Origin of the sequence: Alteribacillus sp. JSM 102045, from assembly GCF_041949975.1 — a bacterium.
Classification (GTDB): Bacteria; Bacillota; Bacilli; order Bacillales; family Marinococcaceae; genus Alteribacillus.
On sequence record NZ_JBHFQG010000005.1, the window covers coordinates 112,140 to 136,288 of the forward strand.

A 24,149-nucleotide genomic window follows, 5' to 3' on the forward strand; every position below is an offset into this window, starting at 1 on the left:
GATAAAGTATTTTCAGGAAAACTTCAACTTATTTTCTAAAAAAATTAGTATAGTACTATTTACTTATTTTAGTATATTCTTCTATAAAATGTTGAAACTTTTACTATTTTTGGCTCGTAATGAATAATGAATCTGCTAGTTTTATAGTAAAACCATGATTATCCATTGTATACTAGAAACTGGCAAGAAAATTTCAGCAATTCTTTTAGGAGGGTATCAAATGAAAAAGTTTGCCGGTATGGCACTTTCTGCTTCCTTGATCGCTTCACTGGCTTTTACAGGGACAGCCGGAGCTCAGAGTTCATTTAAAGATGTAAAAGAGGATTTCTGGGCAAAAGATGCGATTGACCTTTTAGCAGCAGAAGAAATTGTGAACGGATACTCCGATGGAACTTTCCGTCCGAATGCTCCTGTAAAACGCTCTCAGGCCGCAATTATGATTGCAGAAGCTTTGGATTTAGAGAGCCAGGAAGATCCAGGTTTTAAAGATATTAACTCAAATGATTCTACATATGAGGCTGTAGCAGCCGTTGCTGATGCTGGAATCATTGAAGGGCAAGACGATAAGTTTATGCCAAATAAACCATTAACCCGCGGGCAAATGGCTAAAGTTTTAACGATAGCATATGATTTATCCGGCGAAGCAGAGGAAGATTTTACAGATGTGGCTGACGACCACTGGGCCTACGAATATATATCAGCTCTCTCTGCAAATGAGATTACTACTGGATATGAAGAAGATCAAACCTTCCGTCCTAATCAGCCTACGACCCGGGCTCAATTTTCTACATTCATGAAAAACAGCATTGAGCTTCCATCCGAGGACACACCAGAGGTAGAGCGGGACGAAGAAATTGTTCAGCTTCTGCAAGATACGATGGATGCCCAGCTCGCCCTTGAAACGTATACTTTTGACGGAGATATGGGAGTTACCATGGAATTTCCAATTCCTGAAGAGATTTCTGAAGAAGAGCAGCAAATGATGGAAGAATCCAGTGAGATGACAATGAATTTTCGCGGTGCTTATCAGCAGGACCCACTCATTACAGAAACTGTAGTCGAGCAAGAAATTCCTGGTTTTGACGAAACTATGGTAATGCCTACTATTATGTCCGATGATAAAAGCTATGAATATGTAACTGACGCTGCCTTCATGGGCTATCCAGAAGAATGGCAGGACAAATATATTGAATACGATTTTGAAGAACTGCTTGGAGAAGAGGCCGGTTCTCTTTACAACGTTGAACAGCAGCAGGAAATGATGCAGGAAGTCTATGACGTGCTTCTTGATAACTTTGGCACAGAATACTTTGAACTTCATGAAAGCCATGACAACATCCCTGAGGATGTCGATTATGAGCAAATCTTGTCCTTTGAATTAACAAATGAAGACTTAGAAGAAATGACTTCTATTTTAGAAGAATCCGTATGGCCTGAACTAGAATCTATTTTGGCTAATCCACAAGCTGCTTCTGCTCTTGGTATTTCTGCACAGGATGCCCAAAAGCTTAATGAAGAAGCAGATGAGGATTTCGATGAGTTTCTTAATAACTTGAACCTAGAAAACTTTGAAATTTACCAAGCTATTAATGAAGACAACTATGTTGTCTATGATACTGGTGATATCGAAGTAAGCTACACAGATGAAGAAGGAAAAATTTCCTTTGGCATTGACTATGACCTGTCCATCAGTGACTTTAACGAAGACATTTCACTTGAATACGGTCTTCCTGAAAATGAAGATCAAATTATTACGTTCGAAGAAGTTATGGAATGGCAAGAAGAACAGTTTAAAGAAATCGAAGATTTTGAAGATGTAGAAGATATCGAGGAAGCAGAAGAAGTGCAAGAATAAAGACATTTTAAGAAAGGACGCCCGCTATTATAACAGGGCGTCCTTTCCTTCTTTATCATTTGGTCAATTTCTCTTCCCATTTCATAAAAACAAAATACAAACATATGGAGACGAGGCTGCCGACGGTCGGTGCAATAATACTTGCTGCTTTTAAGTGAGACGTTCCAAGAAATGAGCCAATTATCGTTACAATAATTAATAGAACAGCAGCGATAATGCTTGGTTTCATAGTGTATAGGCCTCCCTTTACTTTTCAGGATCCTGAAGAGCAAATACAAGTTCTGTTTCGGCTGCTAAAGTGTCTCCCACCTTTGCTACGCCTTTTCCCTTACCAATTTTTCCGCGGAATTTTAAAATCTCTACCTCGAGCTTCAGCTGACTTCCTGGTTTCACTTGTGATTTAAAACGGCAGTTTTCAATGCCTGCAAAAAGAGCTAATTTCCCTTGATTTTCTTCTTGCTTTAGTAAAGCGACCGCTCCTGTTTGGGCAAGTGCTTCGATAATGAGCACACCCGGCATCACTGGATAGTCTGGAAAATGACCATTAAAATACTCTTCATTTGCCGATACATTTTTTAACGCAACCGCTCGTTTACCTTCTTCTAGTTCTATCACTTGATCGATAAGTAAAAATGGGTAACGATGGGGAATAATTTTTTTAATTTCTTCTATGGATAGCATGTGAACATCCTCCTCTATGTATGCCAAGGGAAACAATTGTATTATACCATTTCTATATTGTTGATACATTTGCAAAAAAGACTCCTCACTAACAAGCAGGAGTCCGTCCCTAACCGTATCTCTATTCCCCATTCATAAATTTAATCAAACTCTGCCACGTTTCCCAGTTTAATACTTGAATCGAATTCCCCTCTCCAATGAGAGCATAACCAACAAGTAATCCAGCAATCAAACTGATGAGAAAAAGCCCCATGACAATAAGAAGCCTGGCCCAAATTGGTACGAGCCTCACACGGGATCTGGTACGCAGCTTATTAAATCGAAACCTCTTTTTCTTTTCTTTTTCATTATTTGAAGAAGAAGTTTTAGTTTTTTTTTCATTATGTTTTTCTTGTGCAGCATGCGCTTTTGGCGCTTCTTCTTTATGAGTCATATGCTTAATCTCCGTTTTTTAAATTACAAAAGGAATTGATTGATTAACCTCGAACACTGTTAATTAATCCCATCATCTGATCTCCCTGAGAGATAGCACGGGCATTAAAAGAATAGTTGCGCTGAGCATTCATCATATCCGTCATGGATTTTGCCATGTCGACATTAGATTGTTCCAAAGAACCTTGAATGATTTGACTTTCTATACCCGCAACAAACTCTACCACATCTGCTTCTTCTAAATCAAGCTCATCTAAGTCTGGCAGACGGAAGTTATTCCCTCCGGCTGTTTCGAGGAGCTGTGGTTTTGTAATACGGGCCAGTTCCATTTCGCCAATTTCCACTGCTTCTCCATTTTCTAAAAAAGCTTGAAGTGTTCCATCTTCTTGCAGAGTAAAATCACGTGCTCCAGCCGGAACTTCCATGCGTTCCCCCTCGGCATTCAGTAAATAATCCCCCTGATTGTTCACAAGCGTCCATCCGCCGGGGTTATCCGGGTCTTCTGATAAATAGAAGGATCCATCTCTAGAATACTGAACCTCTGCTTCTCCGTTGGCCAGGGACTCAACTTGGAAGAAGAGATTTTCTTCTGTTAATGCAAAATCTAATTCACGTTCGGTTTCTTGAATAAATCCTTGTTCCAAACGAAGTGCTGTTTGAGCAATGGCTGCCCCTGTACCAACTCGGAGACCATCCGGGGTAAGCCTTCCAGCCAGGTTTTGTGGAACCGGCTGATTATTTACTTGTTGAAACAACAAATCGGAAAATGTCGATTCCCTTCTTTTATAACCAGTTCGATCGCTATTTGACAAATTATGAGAAATTCCGTCCAACTGATGCTGAAGCTGTCCCATCGTATTTGCAGACGATATCATGGATGAATACACTGATAACCTTCCTCCTTCCTTTCCTGCACTGCTAGAAACTATATCATTTTATTGGTAAAACCACGGATACGGCATTTTAGGCCTTGTTTTAAAAGGTGACAAACCAAGTTTTCCCATTAACCGAGACGTCCGATATCGTTTACAGCCCTTTCCATGCTCTGGTCATAGGCCTGAAGAATACGCTGGTTTGATTCGAACATTCGATAAGAATTCATCATTTCTGTCATTGTCTGACCGGGATCTACATTAGATCGCTCAATAAATCCTTGATTTATTTGATAGGTAATATCCTCATTTCCTAACGCACTTGGTAATTCTGCATCGTCCTCACCTTCTATTTCTAGGCGGAGCAATCCATTTCCTTCTTTGACGAGATCATTCGAATTTTCTGCATATCCAATGTCGATTTGTCCTGCTTGTTCTCCATCTTCCGTTATAACCGTTCCATTTTCTTCTACTGTAAAGTTTTCATTGTTCACTTCAAGAGGCTCTCCATCTTCTCCAAGTACGTAGTACCCTTGACTCGTCGTTAAAAAGCCCTGACCGTCGACTGTCCAGCTGCCGTTTCTAGTAAAGCGGACTTCTCCATTTTCATTCTGGACAGTGAAAAAGAGTGAACCTTGTTCTCCGTCTTCATTTTCGGGAAGAACTCCTTGCAGCAAGCCGACATCAGTACTATTCCCCGTTTCCATCATGTCTCCTTGAGAAAAATTCGGGGTGCGTTCCTGCATATATACACCGGTTGCCAATTCACCAAACGGGATAGAACTTCTTCCAAACGGATAATTAGTATTTTGGGCTTGTATGAGCATCTCTGGAAAAGTTCTTGTCGAACCTTTATCTTCCTTATAGCCGGGTGTGTTAATATTGGACATGTTATCATTAAGCATTTCGGTGCGGCGCTGCTGGGTAATCATACCGGAAGCGGCTCCATAGAAGCCTCTTAACATATATATTTCCTCCTATTCTAATACGCGGCAGAAAAAAAGATATCCGCAGCGCCGGTCTTTGGCTTGCCATCTAGTAATCACAAAAGCATTTATTTTTCATTTTATTAAACAAACAGAGAGATTCATGGATGGTCAGGGGCCTTTAAAAAGCTTTGGGCTTCGCCAATCTATTATATCTTCACTTTTTTATTTGCCATCTTATCAAGGTTTTCCAGGAGAATGCCGGTTCCATTGGCGACACAATGCATAGGTTCCTCAGCTACAATAACAGGGACTTTCAGTTCATCAGCAAGCAGCTCATCCATCCCGTTTAACAGAGCTCCCCCTCCTGTCAAAATAACACCTCGGTCTATAATGTCGGCAGAAAGTTCAGGTGGTGTACGTTCTAAGACGTTTTTAGCAGCGTGGACAATGTGATTGACTGACTCTGTCAACGCTTCGTATATTTCAGAAGAATTAATCGCTATGGTGCGAGGCAGCCCGTTCACCATGTCTCTTCCTCTAATCTCAAGCTCTCTTTGATGTCCACCTGGCGCTACCGTTGCCACTTCCTTTTTCACCGTTTCTGCTGTACGTTCCCCAATCAAGAGCTTATAGTTCTTTTTAATATAATTTAATATGTCGAGATCGAACTGATCCCCAGCTGTTTTAATAGAAGAAGCTGTTACAATCGATCCCATGGATAATACGGCGATATCACTGGTGCCGCCGCCAATGTCTACAACCATATTTCCGCTCGGTTGGAATATATCCATGCCCGCACCAATAGCAGCTACTTTTGGCTCCTCTTCTATATATACATTTTTACTTCCGCTTTTTTCTGCAGCTTCAATAATAGCTTTTTGCTCTACGGAAGTAATATTAGTTGGACAGCAGATTAAAATACGAGGCTTTGACATCATACTTTTGGCATTGATCTTCATTAAATAATGTTTAAGCATCGCTTCGGTGTGATCAAAATCTGCGATCACGCCATCTTTCATGGGACGGATGGCCACAATATTTCCGGGAGTGCGCCCTACCATTCGGAATGCTTCTTCCCCTACCGCCATTATGTTCTTTGAATCTCTATCTATTGCTACTACGGCGGGCTCATCCAGAACAATTCCTTGTCCTTTAATATGTATGAGCACATTCGCTGTCCCTAAATCAATGCCAATATCCCTGCTAAACACGTCTTCATTCCTCCTTCAAATGTAAAAACTCCCATTAATCTGAATCTATATACTCATTTCATTAAGATTCTCTGTTTATGTCATGCTAAGGTATCAAGTCATTAGTCTCTAATATGTCATTTTATCATATTTAATTTAAAAGCGGAATATAAATGAAAAATCATGTCGAATATTGAAAGAATTCCATTATTTTTATCTTTTCAGGAAATAAGAGCAGAGGTTCCCACTTTTAAACCTAAAAAATGCGCCCCGTGCCTGTTGAGCGGGACACATTCGTTAGTGTATGCTATTTTACCCCTTTATCATACGTCAAGCTACTTCAAAAGAGTCCCCACTCTCTTTTGAAACAGCCTTCCTTTTTACAAATTGATTTCGGAGACGAGTTTAATGTCTTCTCCTAGATGGCATTAAGCAGAAGGTTCCGTTTCAAGCTGCTGTTTGTCTTTTTTATATTTTATTTTCGTCGCTTCTCCACCGCGGAGATGACGAATGGATTTATGATATTCCAAAATGTGTTTCACTTCCTCTGCAAGCTCTGGGTTTATATCGGGCAGCCTTTCTGTTAAATCTTTATGCACCGTGCTTTTAGAAACGCCAAATTCCCTGGCTATTGTTCTTACTGTTTTGCGAGTTTCCACAATATACCTGCCCATCTTGATGGTTCGTTCTTTGATGTAATCGTGCACACCACTCGCCTCCTACTCAATCTTGGTGATTTAGTACATTTTATTAACAGAAGGCGTCAGATATACCAAAAAGTCCTATAGGACAAGGGTTTTGCTTATATAATATTGTTTCGAACGTTTTCGACAGGAAAAATGAAACGTTTCTTGTCACATACAGGCGATTTATTCCCCAGAGAATCATTCAAAAGAAAAAAGGTCTCCTTTTTATGGGACACCTTTTTCGACCATATAAGATTCATTTTGTTAGAAAATAATTTTCCCATTATCTTTTCGAGTAATTTCAACTAGGTCACCGAGCGTCCTTTTTCCTCGATCTCTGATGTGATAACAAAGCTCCACTAATAAATGAGCAGTAGTTAAAGCATCGCCGAGCGCGCTATGACGTTCAAAAATTTTGGACCCAAATTGCAGGGCATAATGAGTGAGATCACGCATATCCCAAGAAGGATTTAAATAACCAATCACATCGAGGGTGTCGATATACAAAGGTTCATCAAACGTGAATTTATAGCGCTGCAATTCTTTTTTCAAAACCATAATATCAAAAGCGAGATAATGACCAACCCACCCGCTGCTGTCATTTCCCTCCACAAACTTATAAAAGGCTTCAATCGCTTCTAACGAGTTTGGAGCACCGTTCACTTGTTCTTGTCGAATGCCGGTGAGATTCATTATTTCCCGGGGAATATTGCGCTCAGGATCTACATACGTTTGAAACGTTTTATCCGTCACTTCCATTCCCTCTACTTGAACTGCCCCAATTTCAATCATCCGGTCTTTGTTCCCTATTGCGAAACCGGTCGTTTCTGTATCAAACACCGTAAAACTTATTTCCTTTAACGGAGTATTAAGCGGCAGCTGATTATTTAATTGGTAATGGAGAGAATTCTTTTTCCAAAACATCATCGTTGTTCGCTCCTTTTATCGTTCCGCTTTTTCACATCATTCCAAAAGAGTTTACTGTTTGTGTTTGCAGAGAACGAATCGATTTCAGGGCAGCCATTAATTCCTCTTTATCTCTGGATTTCATTTGGGTAAATTTAATTTCACTTGAATTGCCTTCTCCACGCATGTAACGATTCCATGACTGCTCTACCCTGACTTTCAAAACGACTTGATAAGCAAATCGTAATTCATCCGCAGTTTTCTCACTCAATACCGATTTATCTTTTAATGCAGCGATCATTTGAAGCGGACTTTCTCCAAAAATGCCGTGTGTTGCTGACAAAATTTGTAAGGAGTGGTGAAAAGGAAACAATGCATGTTTCTTGATATCTATTCCTTGCCTTTCAACCCTGAAAAGAGCACGTATTGGATGATCTAATATAGGGACTGGATTGTTTTTTTCTTGTTCTGCTGCGCGGAATAAAAATATCTTTGATTTTTCAATCTGTGCGCGCACCATACGCACAAAATCGTCTTTTAATGTCAGCTTGCCGTATAAATAACGAAAAGCTAGAAAGTTATGACCGAGCAGTATGTTTTCATTGGTTGCGCGAAGCCCCCACGTGCGTAAGCGGTCCCTCCAATGGGAAATAGTTCCGCGCCAGTTCGATTCACTGGCCATCATATTTCCATCGCACCGCTTGTATCCTGCCCGCTCCAGCCAATAAACGATTTCGTTTCCTAAAGCACGAAAATATGTCTCTATTTTTTCTTTATCTTTTTCATTGGCAGGGTCACCATATACGAGAAAATGATCCTGATCGGTAAGTATAAACTGCTCTGCCCGGCCTCCGCTTCCCATTAAAAAGAAGGCAAAGGCAGCCGGCGGTTCACCGTGCTTTCTTTTCACATTCTCCAGGGCCAGCTCCACACAGTGGCGGACTAACCGATCATATAGCTTCATTACAATTTCCAGGGTATGAAGCGTAGGTATCTCATCATGGATTAAGTTGGCGAGTACATCATAAATTGCATTTTTCACGCTGGATAGCGTCTTTTCATCAGATGCCTCAATTTCTTGCAAAATATCAAATGTTCCTCTGTTTTTCTTTTTTAACAAATCTGATAAAGTGATCATCCCTACGATTTTTCGATGATCATCTTCTTCTGTGACAGGGAGGTGTTTCACACCGTTCATCAGAAAGCTTGACATGGCTTCATAATAATAGGCTTGTCTTGTAATAATATAGGGATTCTTGCTCATTATCTCACCAGCTGTGCTTTTCCCGTCTTTTTCTGCTGCCACTACCCTCTGCACTAGATCTTTTTCCGTAATGATGCCTGCTAAGTGTTTCTGTTCATTTTCTACGATGACAGAACTCGCACTTTCCTCCACCATTCTTGCCGCAACCTCTGCTATCGGAGTATCTACCGCTGCCTTCACTGCTGGGGTATTCATGAAATCCTGAACCCTTTGAATAAAAGGGTCGGTTTCCCCCCATTGATTGGCAAGATGTACTTGTTCGGCGAGTGAGGCATAAATATCACGGAGCCTGACAGAGATCTGCCGTAGAACATAGTCCCTTACTTCTTCCTGGGTCCAGCGGGCTTCCATGACCGAATATGGAATATGAAGGCATACCGCATCTTCTACGGCCCTTACTTCTACTGTATAAGGGTAATCGTAGTGAGACGGTTCTCCAAGAAAATCAGCTAAGCTTGAAAAACCTATGATTTCTCCAGTTTCAAGGACTTCCAGAACTTCATGATTTTTATTCGTTTCGTGAAAAGCTACGTAGACTTCTGTGACCCCTTCTAAAATTAAAAGCAAGCCCTCGCGGGGACTTTGTGAATGTAGGACCCGTTCGGTTTTCTCATATTTTTTTAACGTACAATCTTCCATGAAAGCACCAAATTCAGCGGCTGATGCGCCACTGAATATGGGATGATTATAAATTTGGTTATAATAAGCTTTATTTTCCTGTTCCATCATTCATCCAAACCTCGCCATCTTTATATGTCATTTGTTCCGGATAACGGAGATCAATGACATCATCCTGCAAGTGCTGTGCTGGCGGTGCTGTAGCGAGTGACACGATCACACAAGCAAGGAAGTTAATCGGAACACCAATTAGACCTGCACCTGTATCTTGAATGCCAAAGAGCATGATACCGTTCATCGCTAAGAAAATGTAACAGAGTGTACTGGCCAGACCTACTAGCATTCCCGCAACCGCACCCTGGGAGTTCATACGCTTCCACCATACGCCAAGGAACAGAACTGGGAAGAAAGTTCCTCCGGCGAGAGCAAATGCCCAGGCAACGATCTGCGTGATAACCCCTGGTGGATCCAGCGCCACCAAACCAGCAACAATGGTCGACAGAACAATTGCTATCCGCCCTGCGTTTAGACGTCTTTGGTCGGTTGCTTTCGGGTTCACAAGACGGTAGTAAATATCATGCGCAAAAGAGGAAGAAATCGTAATGAGAAGTCCGCCGGCTGTAGATAACGCAGCAGCCATTGCCCCTGCAGCTACCAAACCAATCACAAACATTCCTAAGTTTGCGATTTCTGGCGTAGCCATTACGACCATATCGTTTCCAACCGCGATTTCAGTCCAATCTAATACACCATCTCCATCCTGGTCAGCTATTTCCAGCAAACCGGTATTAATCCAGCTTTCTGTCCAGGCTGGCAGATCATCGATAGACTGACCGGCAACTTGCGTCATTAGAATAAAACGAGAGAAAGCAGCATAGGCCGGTGCAGATAAATATAAGAAACCAATGAATAATAACGCCCATGCCCCGCTCCAGCGAGCTGCTTTCATCGTGCTTACGGTATAAAAGCGGACAATAACGTGTGGCAAGGCAGAAGTCCCTACCATTAATGTAAATAATAGTGCAATAAACTGACTTTTATCGCTTTCAGCAAACGGAGCAAAGTATTCTGACAGGCCTAACTCTTGGTCGATCGCTCCGATCTCATCCACTACATTTCCATAAGTCAGCCATGGAAGCGGATTTCCTGAAACCTGTAAAGACATAAATACAATCGGAATAATGTATGCCACGATGAGAATGAGGTATTGTGCCACCTGCGTCCAGGTTATCCCTTTCATTCCGCCAAGCGTGGCATAAATAGCTATGATAACGACACCTATCATGGTTCCGTACATTGCTGGGATACTAAACAATCTCCCAATTACAACTCCGGAACCAGACAGCTGTCCAATAATATAAGTAAAACTGATAATGATTGTCGCAACCGCAGCAATCAGACGCGCCGGATTGCTGTCAAAACGGTCGCCGATGAACTCCGGTACAGTGAACCGTCCATACTTTCTCAACTGTGGTGCAAGCAGGAATGTTAAGAGCAAATAGCCGCCTGTCCAGCCCATAATATACGCAAGACCGTCGTAGCCAAGCGCCATAACCGTTCCGGCCATCCCAATAAAGGAAGCAGCACTCATCCAGTCCCCGCCTATTGCCATCCCGTTCCAGAAAGGCGGTATGCCGCGGCTTGCAACATAGAAATCTGATGTTTGTTTTGCTCGGTTAAATATAGAAATACCAATGTACAGTGCAAAGGTAGCAAGTATAAGACCAAGAGATACTAAAGTTTGAGCGTCCAAGCTGATCCCCCCTAATGAATTAGTGCATTTGTGTAATATTTTTTACTTGGTGCTGTAGATTGTTTTTCTATTAATGATCTACTGTTTTTCCACTGCTGATAGTGACATTTGCTTCATCAGCAATACCAAATTTCTTGTCTACCCTATCACTGAGTACAGCGTTTGAGAATAAGCAGAGAATAAAGATAACCACTGCCCCTTGAGAACCCATATAATAATGGATTTCCACACCTAGAAATTTAAATTGAGAAAAAAATTCAGCAAATGCTACTACACCAAAAGAAACGAGAAAACCAATGCTTAAGAATATAACTATCAAGGTAGTCCTAGTACGAAAATATGCGTCTGCTACTTCTTTATCAACTTTTTTCAAAATGCTTCACCTCCGCAAAAAATTCACAGCATATTTACAGCAGCTAACACTTTTAAGCTTTTCTCACCCCCTTCACATAATAAAATCGCTTACAAATTTATTTTTGTAAAAATTTACTCTATGAAGCAGATTTATTAGAATTGTTCTTTTTTAAAACTGACGGCTCGGATTCCGTATGTTTACAATTCTTACATATTTTCATCGGTGTTTTCCTCTTTGCCAATACAAGATTGGTGAGTATGACAGCCGGGATAAATAAGAAAAATACAGGGTCAGCAGCCAGTCCGATAAGAATAGCCGCAATGATCGGAAGTGTTGACATAAAGAATACATATCGTATCGGAGACATTATCCAAAGCTCACTTTTACCGCAATTGTTGCACCGCGGCACTTCTGCCATAACCAACCCTCCTAATAAAAAATCGGGCACTCTTTTTTATCTAAATTCAAATATCATTTGCACCGTTTCCCAAAACGGCATTGGAACCCTGGCTATTTCTATGATGAGATAAAAGCCGATAGCTGCGAATGGAACCGTGAGAAGAAGCGGTTTCTTATATTTAATCGTTGCAATTAAGCTGGCAATAGCTATCACCCAGAACAAAATGATTGCTATCATCTGCTCTCTCTCCTTTCTGCTAAAAACGGTAGAAAGCCCGCGCGATCAACTATCCGAACGCTTTGTTTCCCATTTTAAGTAATATGGAACAAAAAAACTGTTTTCGTTCAAATGTATGTGTTTAAACTTTGTTATAATACACATTATTTCAAATTTTCTGATATGTAGTCAACTAATATTGTTTAAAAATTGTCAAAAAAGAGTCCAAGGATAAAGAAAAACTTATAACTTTGCCAAAATTACTGAATGGAACGGTAAGTCAGCTGCTTTTTCTCCACTTCCAGATCCCGAAGACTGCTGCCTAACAAATAAAAAACTGCCCGGGGGCCGAGAGCCCGGACAGTAATGAGATTTTATTCTTCTTCATTTTCTTCGTCGGCTACTGTATCTTCTTCCTCTTGTTGATCAGAAGAGTCTTCTTCATTCGCATCATCTTCTGTGTCTTCTTCATCATCTCCGTCAAAGATTGGAAATTCATCTAAAGAAGATTCTTCTTCCTGATTTGCTTCGTCTTCGTTACCTTCTGTGTTTTCTTCTTCACTATTTTCAGGCTGCTGCAAATCATTGATTTTTTGATGGAAAGCATCAGAAGGATTGAGCGGTTCGCCGTTCATGCGAATTTCAAAGTGTGCATGAACCCCAGCATCGCTATTATATACATTTCTTCCAGCCATCCCAATAACAGAGCCTTGTGTAATGGTGTCGCCTTCTTCTACTTGAAGATCTTCTAAACTGTTGTAAGAAGTTACAATATCATTGTCATGTTTAACATCTACTACATATCCTAACACGTCATCTTTTTCGACTTTTACGACTTCACCAGTAGCTGCAGCAGTTACTTCAAATGTTTCTCCATCTTTTGCTGCAATGTCAATTCCTTTGTTTTGGTAGTACATATTATTGTAATAAACTAGAGCGTCTTGTTGTTCCTCGGCTGCTGCGTCATGATCGTAATAATATCCAATGATATCTACGCTCTCTTCATCAGTCACTGGCATTTGCAGAGTCTCATTTCCAGCGGCCGTTGGTACAGTGTCTTCATCTGTTCCCGGATTATCGGAAGCATTATTCCACTCCTGCTCGTCACCAAATGGTTCATCTTCCTCGGCCTGGTCAGTACCAGCAGGGCTTTGAATTAGAAAATATGCTCCTAGGAGAACAGCACAAGCGCTAAGATAGACAGCAGGCCAAAACCAGCTTTTTCTTGTCCACTGACGCACTTTGCTTCCCCATCCTCTTGATTCACGGGTGGCAGATTGCTGTTTTTCTTCATCTTTCATTTGATCATCACCTCAGCACCCATTCTGATCAGATGTGAGGAAAAATATACCTTTTCACAAAAAAATAACCAGAAATTTTAAGCATAATTGCTGAAAAAGTGAAATTTTCAGGCTATTAAGCATGCATTAGAGGCTTGAAATATCTACTCCTTGATAATAATGACGCAGGATTTCTTTGTAATCTTTCCCTTCTTTCGCCATTCCGTCCGCTCCATATTGACTCATGCCAACCCCGTGTCCCCAGCCCTTCGTAGAAAATATAAACTCATCACCATCCCGTGAGATTTGAAAATCACTGGAATGTAATCCTAGCTTTTCACGTATATCCCTTCCCGAAAACGTTTCTTCTCCGAGTTTTAATTCCGCTACTCGCCCGCCGTCCGTTCTGCTAATAATTTCGCCTGTTTCTTCTGTTCCAATGGAGATGCCAAGCAGCCGCTCAACCTCCGCTGCGGGTATTCGCTTTGCATTTTTATATTGAGGAGAGCTTTGATCCCATGGACTCTCTACGCTCTGCAAGTATGGAACTGGGTTTTTCCAGTAATCTTCTGCGTTTTCTGTATAGCCGTTGCTTGTAGAAAAGAACGCTGCGGTTATCGGTTCCCCATCATACGTCAGAACCTGACCAGCTGTGGCAAGAACCGCTTCTCTTACGCGATCCATTTTCCACTGATAATCATCTCCCCATTTCTCCCGCAATTCTTCTTCATTTTGATATACCTGATGCATCTGTGTATCGGTGACCTGAGCGTCTTCTGGAAGGTCAATGTCAGAAGGAGCTATCATTTCTCTTGCTATAAAGGTACGGGCGGTTAAAGCTTGTGCCTTCAAAGCTTCTATTTCAAATTCGGCAGGCATTTCAGAAGCAACCACTCCTGCTACATAATCCTCAAGCGCAATTTCTTCCACCGTTTCTGTTTCACTTCGAAATACAGAAACACTGACATTTTCCATATCTGCAGCTAACTGTGATTCTTGTTCTTCCTTCGTCAGCCTCGCTGACGTTTGGATGTTTTCATCTGCTGTAGTTAACGACTTGTCGTCTGCTGCATCATTTGGCAGCAAAACAAATAACATAGGCACAAGAAAAAACAGGCAGATAAAAACCAGCGGAACAAAAATCCATTTTTTCATGGCACAGCCTCCCGTCTACTAAATCAAATCGAGCCAGGAAGATGTCAATGAATTCTGCACTTGCTAAACCTGACCAGCTTTTTACCATAAAATACTATATGAGAGATAAAAAGTCATTATGACCGAAGAACAATGGAGAGAATTGTGGAGCGCTGGTGGGATTTTTCCGGAGAGATGACGGGTTTTTTTAGTTTTATGAGCGGAGTGGGGACATTTATGACTATAGAAAAGAGAAATATGCACCACTTTTCTGTTTTTTTGAACAAAATGATACAAATTTGAGATATAACGCGGGGTCTGGCCCCACCCCGCACAGCAACTCCAATCTTTTTTTTGTTTCTCTTCAACTCAAATGTAAAGGATTTCGGAGCTTGCGTGTTTTTTATGACTAAATTTTTTTACACCCAAATAAATATAATAGAGCCCAAAAATAAACCGGCATCCTCTTAGATACCGGTTTTTCTTATTAATTATTAGCTGTACGAAGAACAGCTGTATTTTGTTGAAGTTCTTCTGTTTCTGAAACTTCCACTTCGTTAATGCGCTCGACTCTCGCGCCAAGGGCTTGAAGTTTTTCATGAAAATCAACATAGCCGCGATCCAAATGGCGAAGTTCTGTTACAACCGTCTCCCCATCTGATACAAGTCCGGCTAAAATCAAAGCTGCCCCTGCCCGCAAGTCTGTGGCTGCTACTTCAGCCCCTTGCAAGCGAACAGGACCGCTTACAATCGCTGCTCTTCCTTCGATTTTAATGTCTGCGTTCATACGGCGGAATTCTTCCACATGCATGAAACGATTTTCAAATACGGTTTCTGTAATGACAGCTGTTCCTTTTGCTTGAGTTAACAGTGCCATAAACTGCGCCTGCATGTCGGTTGGAAAACCAGGATGCGGCATTGTTTTCACATCTACCGGCCTTAGAATGTCGGGACCGATTACATTCATGCCGTTATCGTGTTCTTCAATGATAACACCCATTTCACGCATTTTCGCTACGAGCGGTCGCAAATGCTCGTGAAGAGCACCTTCTACAAAAACTTCTCCACCCGTGATAGCCGCTGCTATCATAAATGATCCTGCTTCAATACGGTCTGGGATGATTGTATGAGCAGCACCATGCATACGATCAACGCCTTCTATTCTAATCGTACCGGTTCCTGCACCGCGAACCTTTGCTCCCATTGCGTTCAAGTAATTCGCAAGGTCTACAATTTCAGGTTCTTCTGCTACATTTTCTAATATAGTCGTTCCCTCAGCCAACGTCGCAGCCATCATAATATTCTCTGTAGCTCCTACACTTGGGAAATCCAAGTAGATACGAGCTCCTTGCAGACGATCTTTTACTTTGGCTTCAATGTAGCCTTTTCCAATTTCGACGGTAGCACCCATTGCTTCAAAGCCTTTCAAGTGTTGATCAATCGGCCTTGAACCAATGGCACAGCCGCCAGGCAATGCAATATGCGCACGTCCCTTTCTTGCGAGCAGCGGCCCCATCACAAGAAACGATGCACGCATCTTTCGCACATATTCAAAAGGTGCTTCTGTTCTTAATGAACCTTTGCAATTTGCAGTAAAAACGCCATCTTCATAATTTACATCAGCATCCATATGATTTAACACATTTTTCATTGTAAATACATCTGCTAAAGGTGGTACATCATAGATAGTGCTGGTTCCTTTTTCAGCAAGGAGTGAAGCGGCAATAACAGGCAGTACAGCATTTTTTGCACCTTCAGCTTTTACTGAGCCTTTCAGCCGCTTGCCTCCTCTAACTATAATTTTATCCAACGTATTCCCCTCCGCGTCCATTCATGATTCTGTATTTTATTACTGTTAAAAAGAATAAAATGTTTAATGTTTAACGATTAAGAAAAACTTTAGCTTTTGCCTCGGCGGATATGCCGAGTTTCCTAATACTCCTAATAATGATATCCTGTATCTGATTCTTGGTTGTTTTTCTCTCTAAGGGCAATAACAGACAGGATATATCGTTTACTCTATACGTATTCATTAGTCTATATAGGCGTTCCCTGTCCCTATAGGAAACGGGCGCCCAATCTGTTGTCCCAACTTTGACTGCATGCTTGATATGATCTAATACTGCTTTTATAACAAAACATTGTTTTTAGGCTGGGCTCGATTGCTTAGTCGCCAAAAGAATAAAATAAGTTACAAAATTTCTTCCATTGTAAGGTGAAAAGTTTATGACATCACGAGACTGATTTTCCCTGCATTTTTCTCCAATAAACTCGTCTTTTCGACATGAAAAATACAAAAAGTTCCTTTTGGTCCGTTTGTCTTCTTATTATTCATTTTCACCTTTGAAAACGTGGACATACATGGAAGATCAAGGAGATGCGTACATGTCCTGCATTTCTTTATTTCTAAAACAAATAACGGAGCATAAGCGATCCTTGAAAATATTCGAGGAAAAAGGAACTGACAAGATGACTGATGGCGATCGTTACTAAAATCATCAGCATTTTTGCCTTCGGTCCTTCCGGATTACGGACAAACACGTCAAATCGAAACGCCTGTAAACTCCACCAGACGACGACCAAAAAAAAGAGGTTTACCACGATATGTAAGACCGCTTCTTGTCCTTCAGGGTGCATTTTAAAACTCCTTAAAGAAAATCCTGTTTGGCCCTTTTTTGATAATCCGAAGAGTATCATAGAGCATTTTCATAAAAATAATAAGAGTCGTTGTGCCTAATGTTCAATCTTCACATACTAACACTTCATTTTAATATGTTTTCACAGCATTTTCTATAATCTTTGATAAATGTTTTCAAATTTGTAATATTTGGACAAGTAAGTAAACATATCATGAATAATTGGAATAATATAACAATGTAATTTGCATGTACCACTATTGTATTAAATTTAAACTAAGAGAGGTATAAAAATTGTGAACTTTTTTACGTTATGATTACATTCGTGAAAAAAGTGACATAAAAAGATGAACAAGTTCTAAAACGCGATAAAGCTTAGAGCATGAAGAGTTATAGGTGAAAACGAACAAACAATCGTAGGTCAAACGTGTGGATAAAAATGAAAATAATGGATGTTTGATCTATGAAAAAGCTTTCTTAATGTAAACCGCCATTCATCATATGAAAGGATTTGATCATAAATACCATCTGTTTTTTAAAAAACTACTGAATGCAGACAAATGAACTCAAAGCACAAAATCATTACATCTTTTACACCTATGAAAAACTCTTCTACTCCTACTCCTTTAAAGATAGCCGGCTTGAAAGAAAACGCACTGATTGATACATCTGAAAAGTAAGAACTGTGGCGTGTGACATTTCATAATCTTCCGCTTAATATTGTGGAATGCCGCCTAATACTTCCTGATACATGAACAAAAGCGCAAGCGCCCTGGTCAGCCTCGACAGGTAAATGTTCTTCAGTCATGAAAGGCGCTCTTACTTCCACAGGATGTGGTGACTTCTGCGTTGCACTTTCGTCGCCAAAAACGCCACGTCCTGTGCGTCGACGTGTGCGTCTTTAGCAGAAGGGTCCTAAAGGATGTTCGACTAAGAACGTCACGTCCTGTGACAACGTCGAACTGGCTTGCACAGGATGTGCTGACTTTTGCGTTGCGAACACGATGTTCGCGATTCTAGCAAAAGTTCCTTAAACCGTCTTGGGCCTCCGAGAGGCTGGGCGCTGAAGCTAGACGCGGATCAAACAATATGGAGATAGTTATCCACAACTTGTAAAAAACATAATTTCCTAAACAATAAAAAAAGCTGTTCTGAAGCGGCCTATATCCGCTTCAGAACAGCTTTATAACAGTTTATTTTCCAGCTACCTCAAGTCTTGTGTTAGCTCGTTTCAGGGCAAGCTCGGCCCGTTTAAAGTCGATCTCTTCCTGATTGGCACGGTTAAGCCGGTCTTCTGCCCGTACTTTCGCCTCACGGGCACGTTCTACGTCGATTTCTGACGGCGTTTCTGCCGCTTCGGCGAGAATCGTGACTTTATCCGGACGGACCTCAATGAAGCCGCCGCTAACAGAAACAAGTTGAACTCTTGATTCATGTTTCAGGCGGGCAGCGCATACCGCTAGCGGTGCAACCAACGGAATGTGACCTGGCAGTATACCTAATTCCCCGCTTTGCGCGCGGACACTGACCATTTCTACATCCCCTTCATATACTGTGCCATCAGGAGTGACAACATTGACATTTAACGTCGACATGATAAATCCTCCTTAACAGCATCCCCGCTTAGGACATAGCCTTTGCGTTTTCAAGTACATCTTCAATTGGTCCGACCAGGCGGAATGCGTCTTCTGGTACGTCATCGTGCTTACCATCAAGAATTTCGCGGAACCCGCGAATGGTGTCTTTCACCTGCACGTATGAACCTTTTTGTCCAGTGAACTGTTCTGCTACGTGGAAGTTCTGGGACAAGAAGAACTGAATACGGCGTGCACGGTGTACCACCAATTTATCTTCTTCAGATAATTCATCCATACCAAGGATAGCAATGATATCTTGAAGTTCTTTATACTTTTGAAGGGTTTGCTGAACTTCACGTGCTACTTGATAATGCTCTTCTCCCACAATTTCTGGAGAAAGTGCTCTAGATGTAGAAGCGAGCGGGTCGACAGCTGGATAAATACCCATTTCTGTTAATTTACGCTCAAGGTTCGTTGTCGCATCCAAGTGAGCAAATGTCGTAGCTGGAGCCGGGTCTGTATAGTCATCGGCAGGAACATAAATCGCCTGAATCGATGTTACAGAACCTTTTTTCGTAGATGTGATACGTTCCTGCAGCTGACCCATTTCCGTTGCAAGCGTCGGCTGATAACCAACTGCAGACGGCATACGGCCGAGCAATGCGGATACCTCAGAACCTGCTTGTGTAAAACGGTAAATGTTGTCAATAAAGAGCAGTACGTCTGCTCCATCTACATCACGGAAATGTTCTGCAAGTGTTAGACCAGTCAAGGCAACACGCATACGTGCACCTGGCGGCTCGTTCATTTGACCGAAAACCATAGCTGTTTTATTAATAACACCGGAATCCTGCATCTCATAGTAGAGGTCGTTTCCTTCACGTGTACGCTCCCCTACTCCAGCGAACACAGAGATTCCGCCGTGTTCCTGTGCAATGTTATTGATCAGTTCCTGAATTAATACGGTTTTACCAACACCGGCACCACCGAATAGACCGATTTTTCCACCTTTAACATACGGAGCCAGCAAGTCAACAACTTTAATTCCTGTTTCAAGAATTTCTGTTTGAGTGGACAGCTCATCAAAAGATGGCGCTTCACGGTGAATAGGATTTCTTTTCACCTCAGGTCCAATTGGTTCTTCTAAATCAATAGTATCTCCTAGAACGTTAAATACTCTTCCAAGTGTTTCTTCCCCTACTGGAACGGAAATAGCTCCACCTGTATTCACAACTTCCGTGCCTCGTACTAATCCATCTGTTGATCCCATTGCAACTGTACGAACGGTGTCGTTGCCCAAATGCAACGCTACTTCCAATGTCACATCTACGTCTGTTTCCCCTTCACTTTGGGCTTTTTGGGAAACTTTAAGGGCGTTATTCAATTCAGGTAATTGACCGCTTGGAAATGTAACGTCAACTACCGGCCCCATGATCTGGGTGACTCGTCCATTGCTCATTGTTTTCCCTCCTATCTAAATCCTGTCAGCTTCTCGTTTACTCTAGTGCAGCAGCACCGCCGACAATTTCACTGATCTCCTGGGTGATCGCTGCTTGTCTTGCACGGTTATAAGAAAGAGTTAAATCTTCTATCAGACCGCTTGCATTATCTGTCGCTGCACTCATTGCAGTCATGCGGGCACCAAATTCACTAGCTTTGGCATCCAGCAGAGCACCATATATTAAGCTTTCTGCATATTGCGGAAGAAGCTGATCGAGTATTGCTTCGGCGGACGGCTCATACTCGTAAGTTTGTTTCGATTCTGTTTCTTCGTTCATATCCGTCAGAGGCAGCAATTTGGTCTCTGTTACATCCTGCTGAATCGGACTGATAAAATGGTTATACCAGAGATACAACTCATCGATCTCTTCATCAGCATACATATTAACTGCAAGACGGGTAATATTTTTTATATCGTTAAATACCGGTTCATCCGGAAGACCAGTAATTTCATCTAAGATCGGGATACCTCTCTTTTTGAGAAGATCCCGGCCGATCCGGCCAAGAACAATAACGCCATATTCGTCTTTCGATTTGTGGCGTTCATTGATTTTTTCTATGAATGAACGTATTAAACTGGCGTTGTAACCACCGGCTAAACCTCGGTCTGAAAAAATAGCGACATAAGCGGTCTTTTTCACTGGGCGTTCTTCGAGCATAGGGTGGCTGGCATCGGAATTGCCGGACGCAATACTTGCTACCACCTCACGGATTTTCTGGGTGTACGGTTCATATGACTGGGCATTCGTTTGGGCACGGTTCAGCTTGGAAGCCGAAACCATTTCCATTGCCTTCGTGATTTGTTTTGTCTTCTTTGTTGAATTAATCCGTGTTTTTATCTCACGTAATGAGGCCATCTCTTTTCACCACCTTCTCCGTAAGGGCACAAAGGTTGAGACTTACTCAGAAAGGACAGTCCGCCGGATGCAGCCGACGGGCTCGTTCATTTTTAAGAAAGTCTTCTTCCTATAATTTATTTAGACACGTTAAATGATTTTTTAAATCCTTCAATAGCTGCGTTAAAGTCTTTTTCGTCTGGAAGATTTCCAGTTTCACGAATGCCGTTTAACAAGTCTTTATGGTTGGAATCCAAGTAAGCGAATAATTCAGATTCAAAGCGCTGAACATCTTTTACTGGAATATCATCTAGATACCCTTTCGTTAGGGAATAAATAATAGCTACTTGTTTTTCTACCGGCTGCGGCTGGTGAAGTCCTTGTTTTAACACTTCTACCGTACGTTCCCCACGAGAAAGTTTAGCCTGTGTTGCTTTATCAAGGTCAGAACCAAACTGGGCAAAAGCTTCTAATTCACGGAAAGACGCCAAGTCGAGACGCAAAGTACCAGAAACCTTCTTCATCGCTTTAATCTGAGCGGAACCACCAACACGTGATACAGAAATACCCGGGTTAACTGCAGGTCTAACACCGGAGTGGAACAAGTCAGACTGCAAGAAGATTTGTCCGTCCGTGATGGAAATTACGTTCGTTGGAATGTAGGCACCAACGTCACCAGCTTGTGTTTCAATAAATGGAAGGGCCGTTAATGAACCTGCTCCCTTATCGTCACTAAGCTTAGCAGCACGCTCCAACAAACGGGAGTGAAGATAGAATACATCCCCTGGGAATGCTTCACGGCCCGGCGGACGGCGCAGCAAGAGGGACAGTTCACGATAAGCAGCTGCCTGCTTGGTTAAATCGTCATATACAACAAGGACGTGCTTTCCGTTATACATAAACTCTTCGCCCATGGAAACCCCGGCATAAGGTGCAAGGTACAAGAGCGGAGCTGGATCTGATGCACCAGCGTTTACTACGATCGTGTAATCAAGGGCGCCGTGCTGACGGAACGTTTCTACTACCCCTGCAACAGTGGATTCCTTTTGTCCGATCGCTACGTAAATACAAAGAATGTCTTCTTCTTTTTGATTCAAAATAGTGTCTACTGCGATGGATGTTTTACCGATCTGACGGTCACCGATAATTAACTCACGCTGTCCGCGTCCGATTGGAATCATGGAGTCAATCGCTTTGATACCGGTTTGAAGCGGTTCGTGTACAGATTTACGGTCCATAACCCCTGGTGCTGGACTTTCAATCGGACGGGTTTTCGTTGTTTCGATTGCACCTTGTCCATCAAGAGGCTGTCCCAGCGGGTTTACAACACGTCCGAGCAGTTCCTCGCCAACTGGTACCTCCATAATACGTCCGGTACGTTTTACCTCGTCCCCTTCACGAATATCATCAAATGGTCCAAGGATAATAATACCTACGTTATTTTCTTCAAGGTTTTGAGCCATACCCATAACGCCGTTAGAGAATTCTAGCAGCTCACCTGCCATTACATTCTCTAGACCATGAGCACGCGCAATACCGTCACCAATTTGAATGACGGTGCCGACTTCGTTTGCTTCTACATCAGACTGAAAATTTTCAATCTGCTGTTTAATGAGAGAGCTAATCTCATCAGGTCTGATGCTCATTTACGTTCACCCCTATTTTCTATCGTTTCCCGGAAACAAGCTCGCGCTCAAGACGGTTTAGCTGACCTTTCACACTGCCATCAAATATGGTATCTCCAATTTGTACTTTGATACCGCCGATCAAACGCGGGTCAAGTTGATTTTCGATGTGAAGGGTTTCTTTTCCGACTTTTCTGGCGAAGTTTTCAGAGATTAATTTTTGTTCTGCTTCAGAGAGCGGTTTCACCGTATGAACAACGGCATGTCCTACTTTTTGTTCCTCATCCGCAAGCTCTTGAAATCTTTCAGCTACGAGTACCACGCTATCAATCCGATTTTTCTCCAAGAGTAAAAGCAGTGTGTTTTGGACAGGCTCGCTCAAGCCGGTAAAGCTTTCGCGCAGCAGCTGTTCTTTTTTATCTGCTGATACTTTCGGATGATGAAGAAGAGCAGGCAGTTTTTCATTATCTTGAAAAACTTGTTTTACTGCTTGCAGATCTGCTCGAATGTCTTCAAGCATATTTTTTTCCTTTGATAGTTCAAATAGTGCTACGGCATAACGATTAGCTGCTGCTGGGCTGCTCATAAACGTTCGCCTGCCTCTTGAATGTATTCTTCAATAAGCTTTTCCTGCTCTGTTTCATCAAGCTCTTTCTCAATAATTTTCGCGGCAATCATTACAGATAAAGAACCTACCTGTTCGCGCAATTCAGCAACGGCTTGTTCTTTTTCACGAGAAATTTCAGCAAGTGCATTTTCTTTCATGCGTTCTGCTTCGGAATGAGCTTGTTTAATAATTTCTTCCCCTTGTCTTTCACTGGTCTTTCTTGCTGTTTCAACAATGGATTGAGCCTCATCTCTTGCTCGTTCAACTTCTATACGCTGTTCTTCTAAATATTTTTCCGCATCTTGACGGCTTTTTTCCGCAGTATCAATTTCTTTGGCAATATGTTCTTCGCGTTCTTTCATCATGTTCACTATTGGCCCCCACGCGAATTTACGCAATAGGAGAAGCAGGATAATGAACATACCAAGCGAAAATATAACATCTCCCCAGTAGATTACTTCTGGCACGGAATTCACTCCTTTCGGCTGTCATACAAAAGGAATGGCGAAGTTTAACGAACCAGACTCCGCCATACTTACTAACAATGAAGACAGGATTTACTATCCTCCCATAACGATAAAGGCGATTACAATTGCGATAATCGGAAGGGCCTCAACAAGGGCGATACCGATAAACATAAGTGTTTGAAGTGTACCTTTAAGTTCAGGCTGACGAGCAACCCCTTCTAGTGTCCCTTTAACAATCAATGCGTTACCAATCCCTGCTCCTACTGCAGCCAAACCAGCTGCAATTGCTGCTGCTAATAATCCCATTCTAATAATCCTCCCTTAAGTATA

Annotated in this window: 25 protein-coding genes; 1 reads left to right on the forward strand and 24 read right to left on the reverse strand. The window is 41.9% G+C overall.

All coding sequences use genetic code 11. The annotated features are described in order from the left end of the window. Positions 1–220 precede the first annotated feature (220 nt). Positions 221–1,855, forward strand: coding sequence for an S-layer homology domain-containing protein (locus tag ACE1TI_RS05485; protein ID WP_375006571.1), 1,635 nt, complete (start codon positions 221–223; stop codon positions 1,853–1,855). Positions 1,856–1,910: 55 nt separating this feature from the next. Here the strand turns inward: ACE1TI_RS05485 and ACE1TI_RS05490 are convergent, their stop codons facing one another. The 24 genes from ACE1TI_RS05490 to atpE all read right to left on the reverse strand — a co-directional run bounded on the left by ACE1TI_RS05490 (position 1,911) and on the right by atpE (position 24,125). After that, positions 1,911–2,084 (reverse strand): hypothetical protein, encoded by a 174-nt coding sequence (locus ACE1TI_RS05490; protein ID WP_375006572.1) that lies wholly within the window; start codon positions 2,082–2,084, stop codon positions 1,911–1,913. 17 nt (positions 2,085–2,101) lie between these two features. Then, on the reverse strand, positions 2,102–2,536 hold the full coding sequence (fabZ, locus tag ACE1TI_RS05495; protein WP_375006573.1) for a 3-hydroxyacyl-ACP dehydratase FabZ: 435 nt from the start codon (positions 2,534–2,536) through the stop codon (positions 2,102–2,104). Between the two features lie 121 nt (positions 2,537–2,657). Continuing rightward, a complete protein-coding gene (locus tag ACE1TI_RS05500; protein WP_375006574.1) occupies positions 2,658–2,969 on the reverse strand; it encodes a DNA-directed RNA polymerase subunit beta in 312 nt (103 codons plus the stop codon). A gap of 43 nt (positions 2,970–3,012) precedes the next feature. Continuing rightward, positions 3,013–3,855, reverse strand: coding sequence for a flagellar hook-basal body protein (locus ACE1TI_RS05505; RefSeq protein WP_375006575.1), 843 nt, complete (start codon positions 3,853–3,855; stop codon positions 3,013–3,015). A gap of 116 nt (positions 3,856–3,971) precedes the next feature. Then, a complete protein-coding gene (locus ACE1TI_RS05510) occupies positions 3,972–4,805 on the reverse strand; it encodes a flagellar hook-basal body protein (protein ID WP_375006576.1) in 834 nt (277 codons plus the stop codon). 170 nt (positions 4,806–4,975) lie between these two features. Further along, positions 4,976–5,980 carry a rod shape-determining protein MreB gene (mreB, locus tag ACE1TI_RS05515; RefSeq protein WP_375006577.1) on the reverse strand — a complete coding sequence of 335 codons (1,005 nt, stop codon included), beginning with the start codon at positions 5,978–5,980 and terminating at the stop codon, positions 4,976–4,978. Positions 5,981–6,387: 407 nt separating this feature from the next. Further along, positions 6,388–6,666, reverse strand: a complete 279-nt coding sequence (gene spoIIID / locus ACE1TI_RS05520; protein WP_375006578.1) for a sporulation transcriptional regulator SpoIIID — start codon at positions 6,664–6,666, stop codon at positions 6,388–6,390. Positions 6,667–6,909: 243 nt separating this feature from the next. Further along, positions 6,910–7,572, reverse strand: a complete 663-nt coding sequence (locus ACE1TI_RS05525; RefSeq protein ID WP_375006579.1) for a 3'-5' exonuclease — start codon at positions 7,570–7,572, stop codon at positions 6,910–6,912. 31 nt (positions 7,573–7,603) lie between these two features. After that, positions 7,604–9,544 carry a DUF294 nucleotidyltransferase-like domain-containing protein gene (locus ACE1TI_RS05530; protein ID WP_375006580.1) on the reverse strand — a complete coding sequence of 647 codons (1,941 nt, stop codon included), beginning with the start codon at positions 9,542–9,544 and terminating at the stop codon, positions 7,604–7,606. Next, positions 9,525–11,186 (reverse strand): sodium:solute symporter family protein, encoded by a 1,662-nt coding sequence (locus ACE1TI_RS05535; protein ID WP_375006581.1) that lies wholly within the window; start codon positions 11,184–11,186, stop codon positions 9,525–9,527. The genes ACE1TI_RS05530 and ACE1TI_RS05535 overlap by 20 nt, the downstream gene beginning before the upstream one ends. Before the next feature lie 70 nt (positions 11,187–11,256). Beyond that, complete coding sequence (locus ACE1TI_RS05540) at positions 11,257–11,559, reverse strand: DUF4212 domain-containing protein (protein ID WP_375006582.1); 303 nt, start codon at positions 11,557–11,559, stop codon at positions 11,257–11,259. A 118-nt stretch (positions 11,560–11,677) separates the two neighbouring features. Further along, positions 11,678–11,959 carry a hypothetical protein gene (locus ACE1TI_RS05545; RefSeq protein WP_375006583.1) on the reverse strand — a complete coding sequence of 94 codons (282 nt, stop codon included), beginning with the start codon at positions 11,957–11,959 and terminating at the stop codon, positions 11,678–11,680. A 36-nt stretch (positions 11,960–11,995) separates the two neighbouring features. Continuing rightward, the gene (locus ACE1TI_RS05550) at positions 11,996–12,178 is read right to left on the reverse strand and encodes a hypothetical protein (protein WP_375006584.1); all 183 of its coding nucleotides are present in this window, start codon (positions 12,176–12,178) and stop codon (positions 11,996–11,998) included. Between the two features lie 353 nt (positions 12,179–12,531). Next, on the reverse strand, positions 12,532–13,458 hold the full coding sequence (gene spoIIQ, locus ACE1TI_RS05555; protein ID WP_375006585.1) for a stage II sporulation protein SpoIIQ: 927 nt from the start codon (positions 13,456–13,458) through the stop codon (positions 12,532–12,534). 126 nt (positions 13,459–13,584) lie between these two features. Further along, complete coding sequence (gene spoIID, locus ACE1TI_RS05560; RefSeq protein WP_375006586.1) at positions 13,585–14,592, reverse strand: stage II sporulation protein D; 1,008 nt, start codon at positions 14,590–14,592, stop codon at positions 13,585–13,587. Between the two features lie 466 nt (positions 14,593–15,058). Further along, the gene (gene murA / locus ACE1TI_RS05565; protein ID WP_375006587.1) at positions 15,059–16,381 is read right to left on the reverse strand and encodes a UDP-N-acetylglucosamine 1-carboxyvinyltransferase; all 1,323 of its coding nucleotides are present in this window, start codon (positions 16,379–16,381) and stop codon (positions 15,059–15,061) included. Positions 16,382–16,977: 596 nt separating this feature from the next. Beyond that, the gene (locus tag ACE1TI_RS05570; RefSeq protein WP_375006588.1) at positions 16,978–17,208 is read right to left on the reverse strand and encodes a DUF1146 family protein; all 231 of its coding nucleotides are present in this window, start codon (positions 17,206–17,208) and stop codon (positions 16,978–16,980) included. Positions 17,209–18,400: 1,192 nt separating this feature from the next. Then, positions 18,401–18,802, reverse strand: a complete 402-nt coding sequence (locus tag ACE1TI_RS05575) for a F0F1 ATP synthase subunit epsilon (RefSeq protein ID WP_375006589.1) — start codon at positions 18,800–18,802, stop codon at positions 18,401–18,403. 28 nt (positions 18,803–18,830) lie between these two features. Beyond that, positions 18,831–20,243 (reverse strand): F0F1 ATP synthase subunit beta, encoded by a 1,413-nt coding sequence (gene atpD / locus ACE1TI_RS05580; RefSeq protein ID WP_375006590.1) that lies wholly within the window; start codon positions 20,241–20,243, stop codon positions 18,831–18,833. Positions 20,244–20,280: 37 nt separating this feature from the next. Next, the gene (atpG, locus tag ACE1TI_RS05585; protein WP_375006591.1) at positions 20,281–21,141 is read right to left on the reverse strand and encodes an ATP synthase F1 subunit gamma; all 861 of its coding nucleotides are present in this window, start codon (positions 21,139–21,141) and stop codon (positions 20,281–20,283) included. 116 nt (positions 21,142–21,257) lie between these two features. Further along, a complete protein-coding gene (gene atpA, locus ACE1TI_RS05590) occupies positions 21,258–22,766 on the reverse strand; it encodes a F0F1 ATP synthase subunit alpha (protein ID WP_375006592.1) in 1,509 nt (502 codons plus the stop codon). Positions 22,767–22,785: 19 nt separating this feature from the next. Next, the gene (locus tag ACE1TI_RS05595) at positions 22,786–23,331 is read right to left on the reverse strand and encodes a F0F1 ATP synthase subunit delta (protein ID WP_375006593.1); all 546 of its coding nucleotides are present in this window, start codon (positions 23,329–23,331) and stop codon (positions 22,786–22,788) included. Next, positions 23,328–23,774, reverse strand: a complete 447-nt coding sequence (atpF, locus tag ACE1TI_RS05600) for a F0F1 ATP synthase subunit B (protein ID WP_375006640.1) — start codon at positions 23,772–23,774, stop codon at positions 23,328–23,330. The genes ACE1TI_RS05595 and atpF overlap by 4 nt, the downstream gene beginning before the upstream one ends. A 138-nt stretch (positions 23,775–23,912) precedes the next feature. Further along, positions 23,913–24,125 carry a F0F1 ATP synthase subunit C gene (atpE, locus tag ACE1TI_RS05605; RefSeq protein ID WP_139184741.1) on the reverse strand — a complete coding sequence of 71 codons (213 nt, stop codon included), beginning with the start codon at positions 24,123–24,125 and terminating at the stop codon, positions 23,913–23,915. Positions 24,126–24,149: the final 24 nt, after the last annotated feature.

Coding starts and splice junctions, on each gene's coding strand:
- ACE1TI_RS05530 (WP_375006580.1), bottom strand. CDS start 9,544: ATGATGGAACAGGAAAATAAAGCTTATTATAACCAAATTTATAATCAT.
- ACE1TI_RS05550 (WP_375006584.1), bottom strand. CDS start 12,178: ATGATAGCAATCATTTTGTTCTGGGTGATAGCTATTGCCAGCTTAATT.
- ACE1TI_RS05575 (WP_375006589.1), bottom strand. CDS start 18,802: ATGTCGACGTTAAATGTCAATGTTGTCACTCCTGATGGCACAGTATAT.
- ACE1TI_RS05545 (WP_375006583.1), bottom strand. CDS start 11,959: ATGGCAGAAGTGCCGCGGTGCAACAATTGCGGTAAAAGTGAGCTTTGG.
- ACE1TI_RS05510 (WP_375006576.1), bottom strand. CDS start 4,805: ATGTTAAGAGGCTTCTATGGAGCCGCTTCCGGTATGATTACCCAGCAG.
- ACE1TI_RS05525 (WP_375006579.1), bottom strand. CDS start 7,572: ATGATGTTTTGGAAAAAGAATTCTCTCCATTACCAATTAAATAATCAG.
- ACE1TI_RS05500 (WP_375006574.1), bottom strand. CDS start 2,969: ATGACTCATAAAGAAGAAGCGCCAAAAGCGCATGCTGCACAAGAAAAA.
- spoIID (WP_375006586.1), bottom strand. CDS start 14,592: ATGAAAAAATGGATTTTTGTTCCGCTGGTTTTTATCTGCCTGTTTTTT.
- spoIIQ (WP_375006585.1), bottom strand. CDS start 13,458: ATGAAAGATGAAGAAAAACAGCAATCTGCCACCCGTGAATCAAGAGGA.
- fabZ (WP_375006573.1), bottom strand. CDS start 2,536: ATGCTATCCATAGAAGAAATTAAAAAAATTATTCCCCATCGTTACCCA.
- ACE1TI_RS05570 (WP_375006588.1), bottom strand. CDS start 17,208: ATGCACCCTGAAGGACAAGAAGCGGTCTTACATATCGTGGTAAACCTC.
- atpD (WP_375006590.1), bottom strand. CDS start 20,243: ATGAGCAATGGACGAGTCACCCAGATCATGGGGCCGGTAGTTGACGTT.
- ACE1TI_RS05485 (WP_375006571.1), top strand. CDS start 221: ATGAAAAAGTTTGCCGGTATGGCACTTTCTGCTTCCTTGATCGCTTCA.
- atpF (WP_375006640.1), bottom strand. CDS start 23,774: ATGTTCATTATCCTGCTTCTCCTATTGCGTAAATTCGCGTGGGGGCCA.
- atpE (WP_139184741.1), bottom strand. CDS start 24,125: ATGGGATTATTAGCAGCAGCAATTGCAGCTGGTTTGGCTGCAGTAGGA.
- ACE1TI_RS05490 (WP_375006572.1), bottom strand. CDS start 2,084: ATGAAACCAAGCATTATCGCTGCTGTTCTATTAATTATTGTAACGATA.
- atpG (WP_375006591.1), bottom strand. CDS start 21,141: ATGGCCTCATTACGTGAGATAAAAACACGGATTAATTCAACAAAGAAG.
- ACE1TI_RS05595 (WP_375006593.1), bottom strand. CDS start 23,331: ATGAGCAGCCCAGCAGCAGCTAATCGTTATGCCGTAGCACTATTTGAA.
- atpA (WP_375006592.1), bottom strand. CDS start 22,766: ATGAGCATCAGACCTGATGAGATTAGCTCTCTCATTAAACAGCAGATT.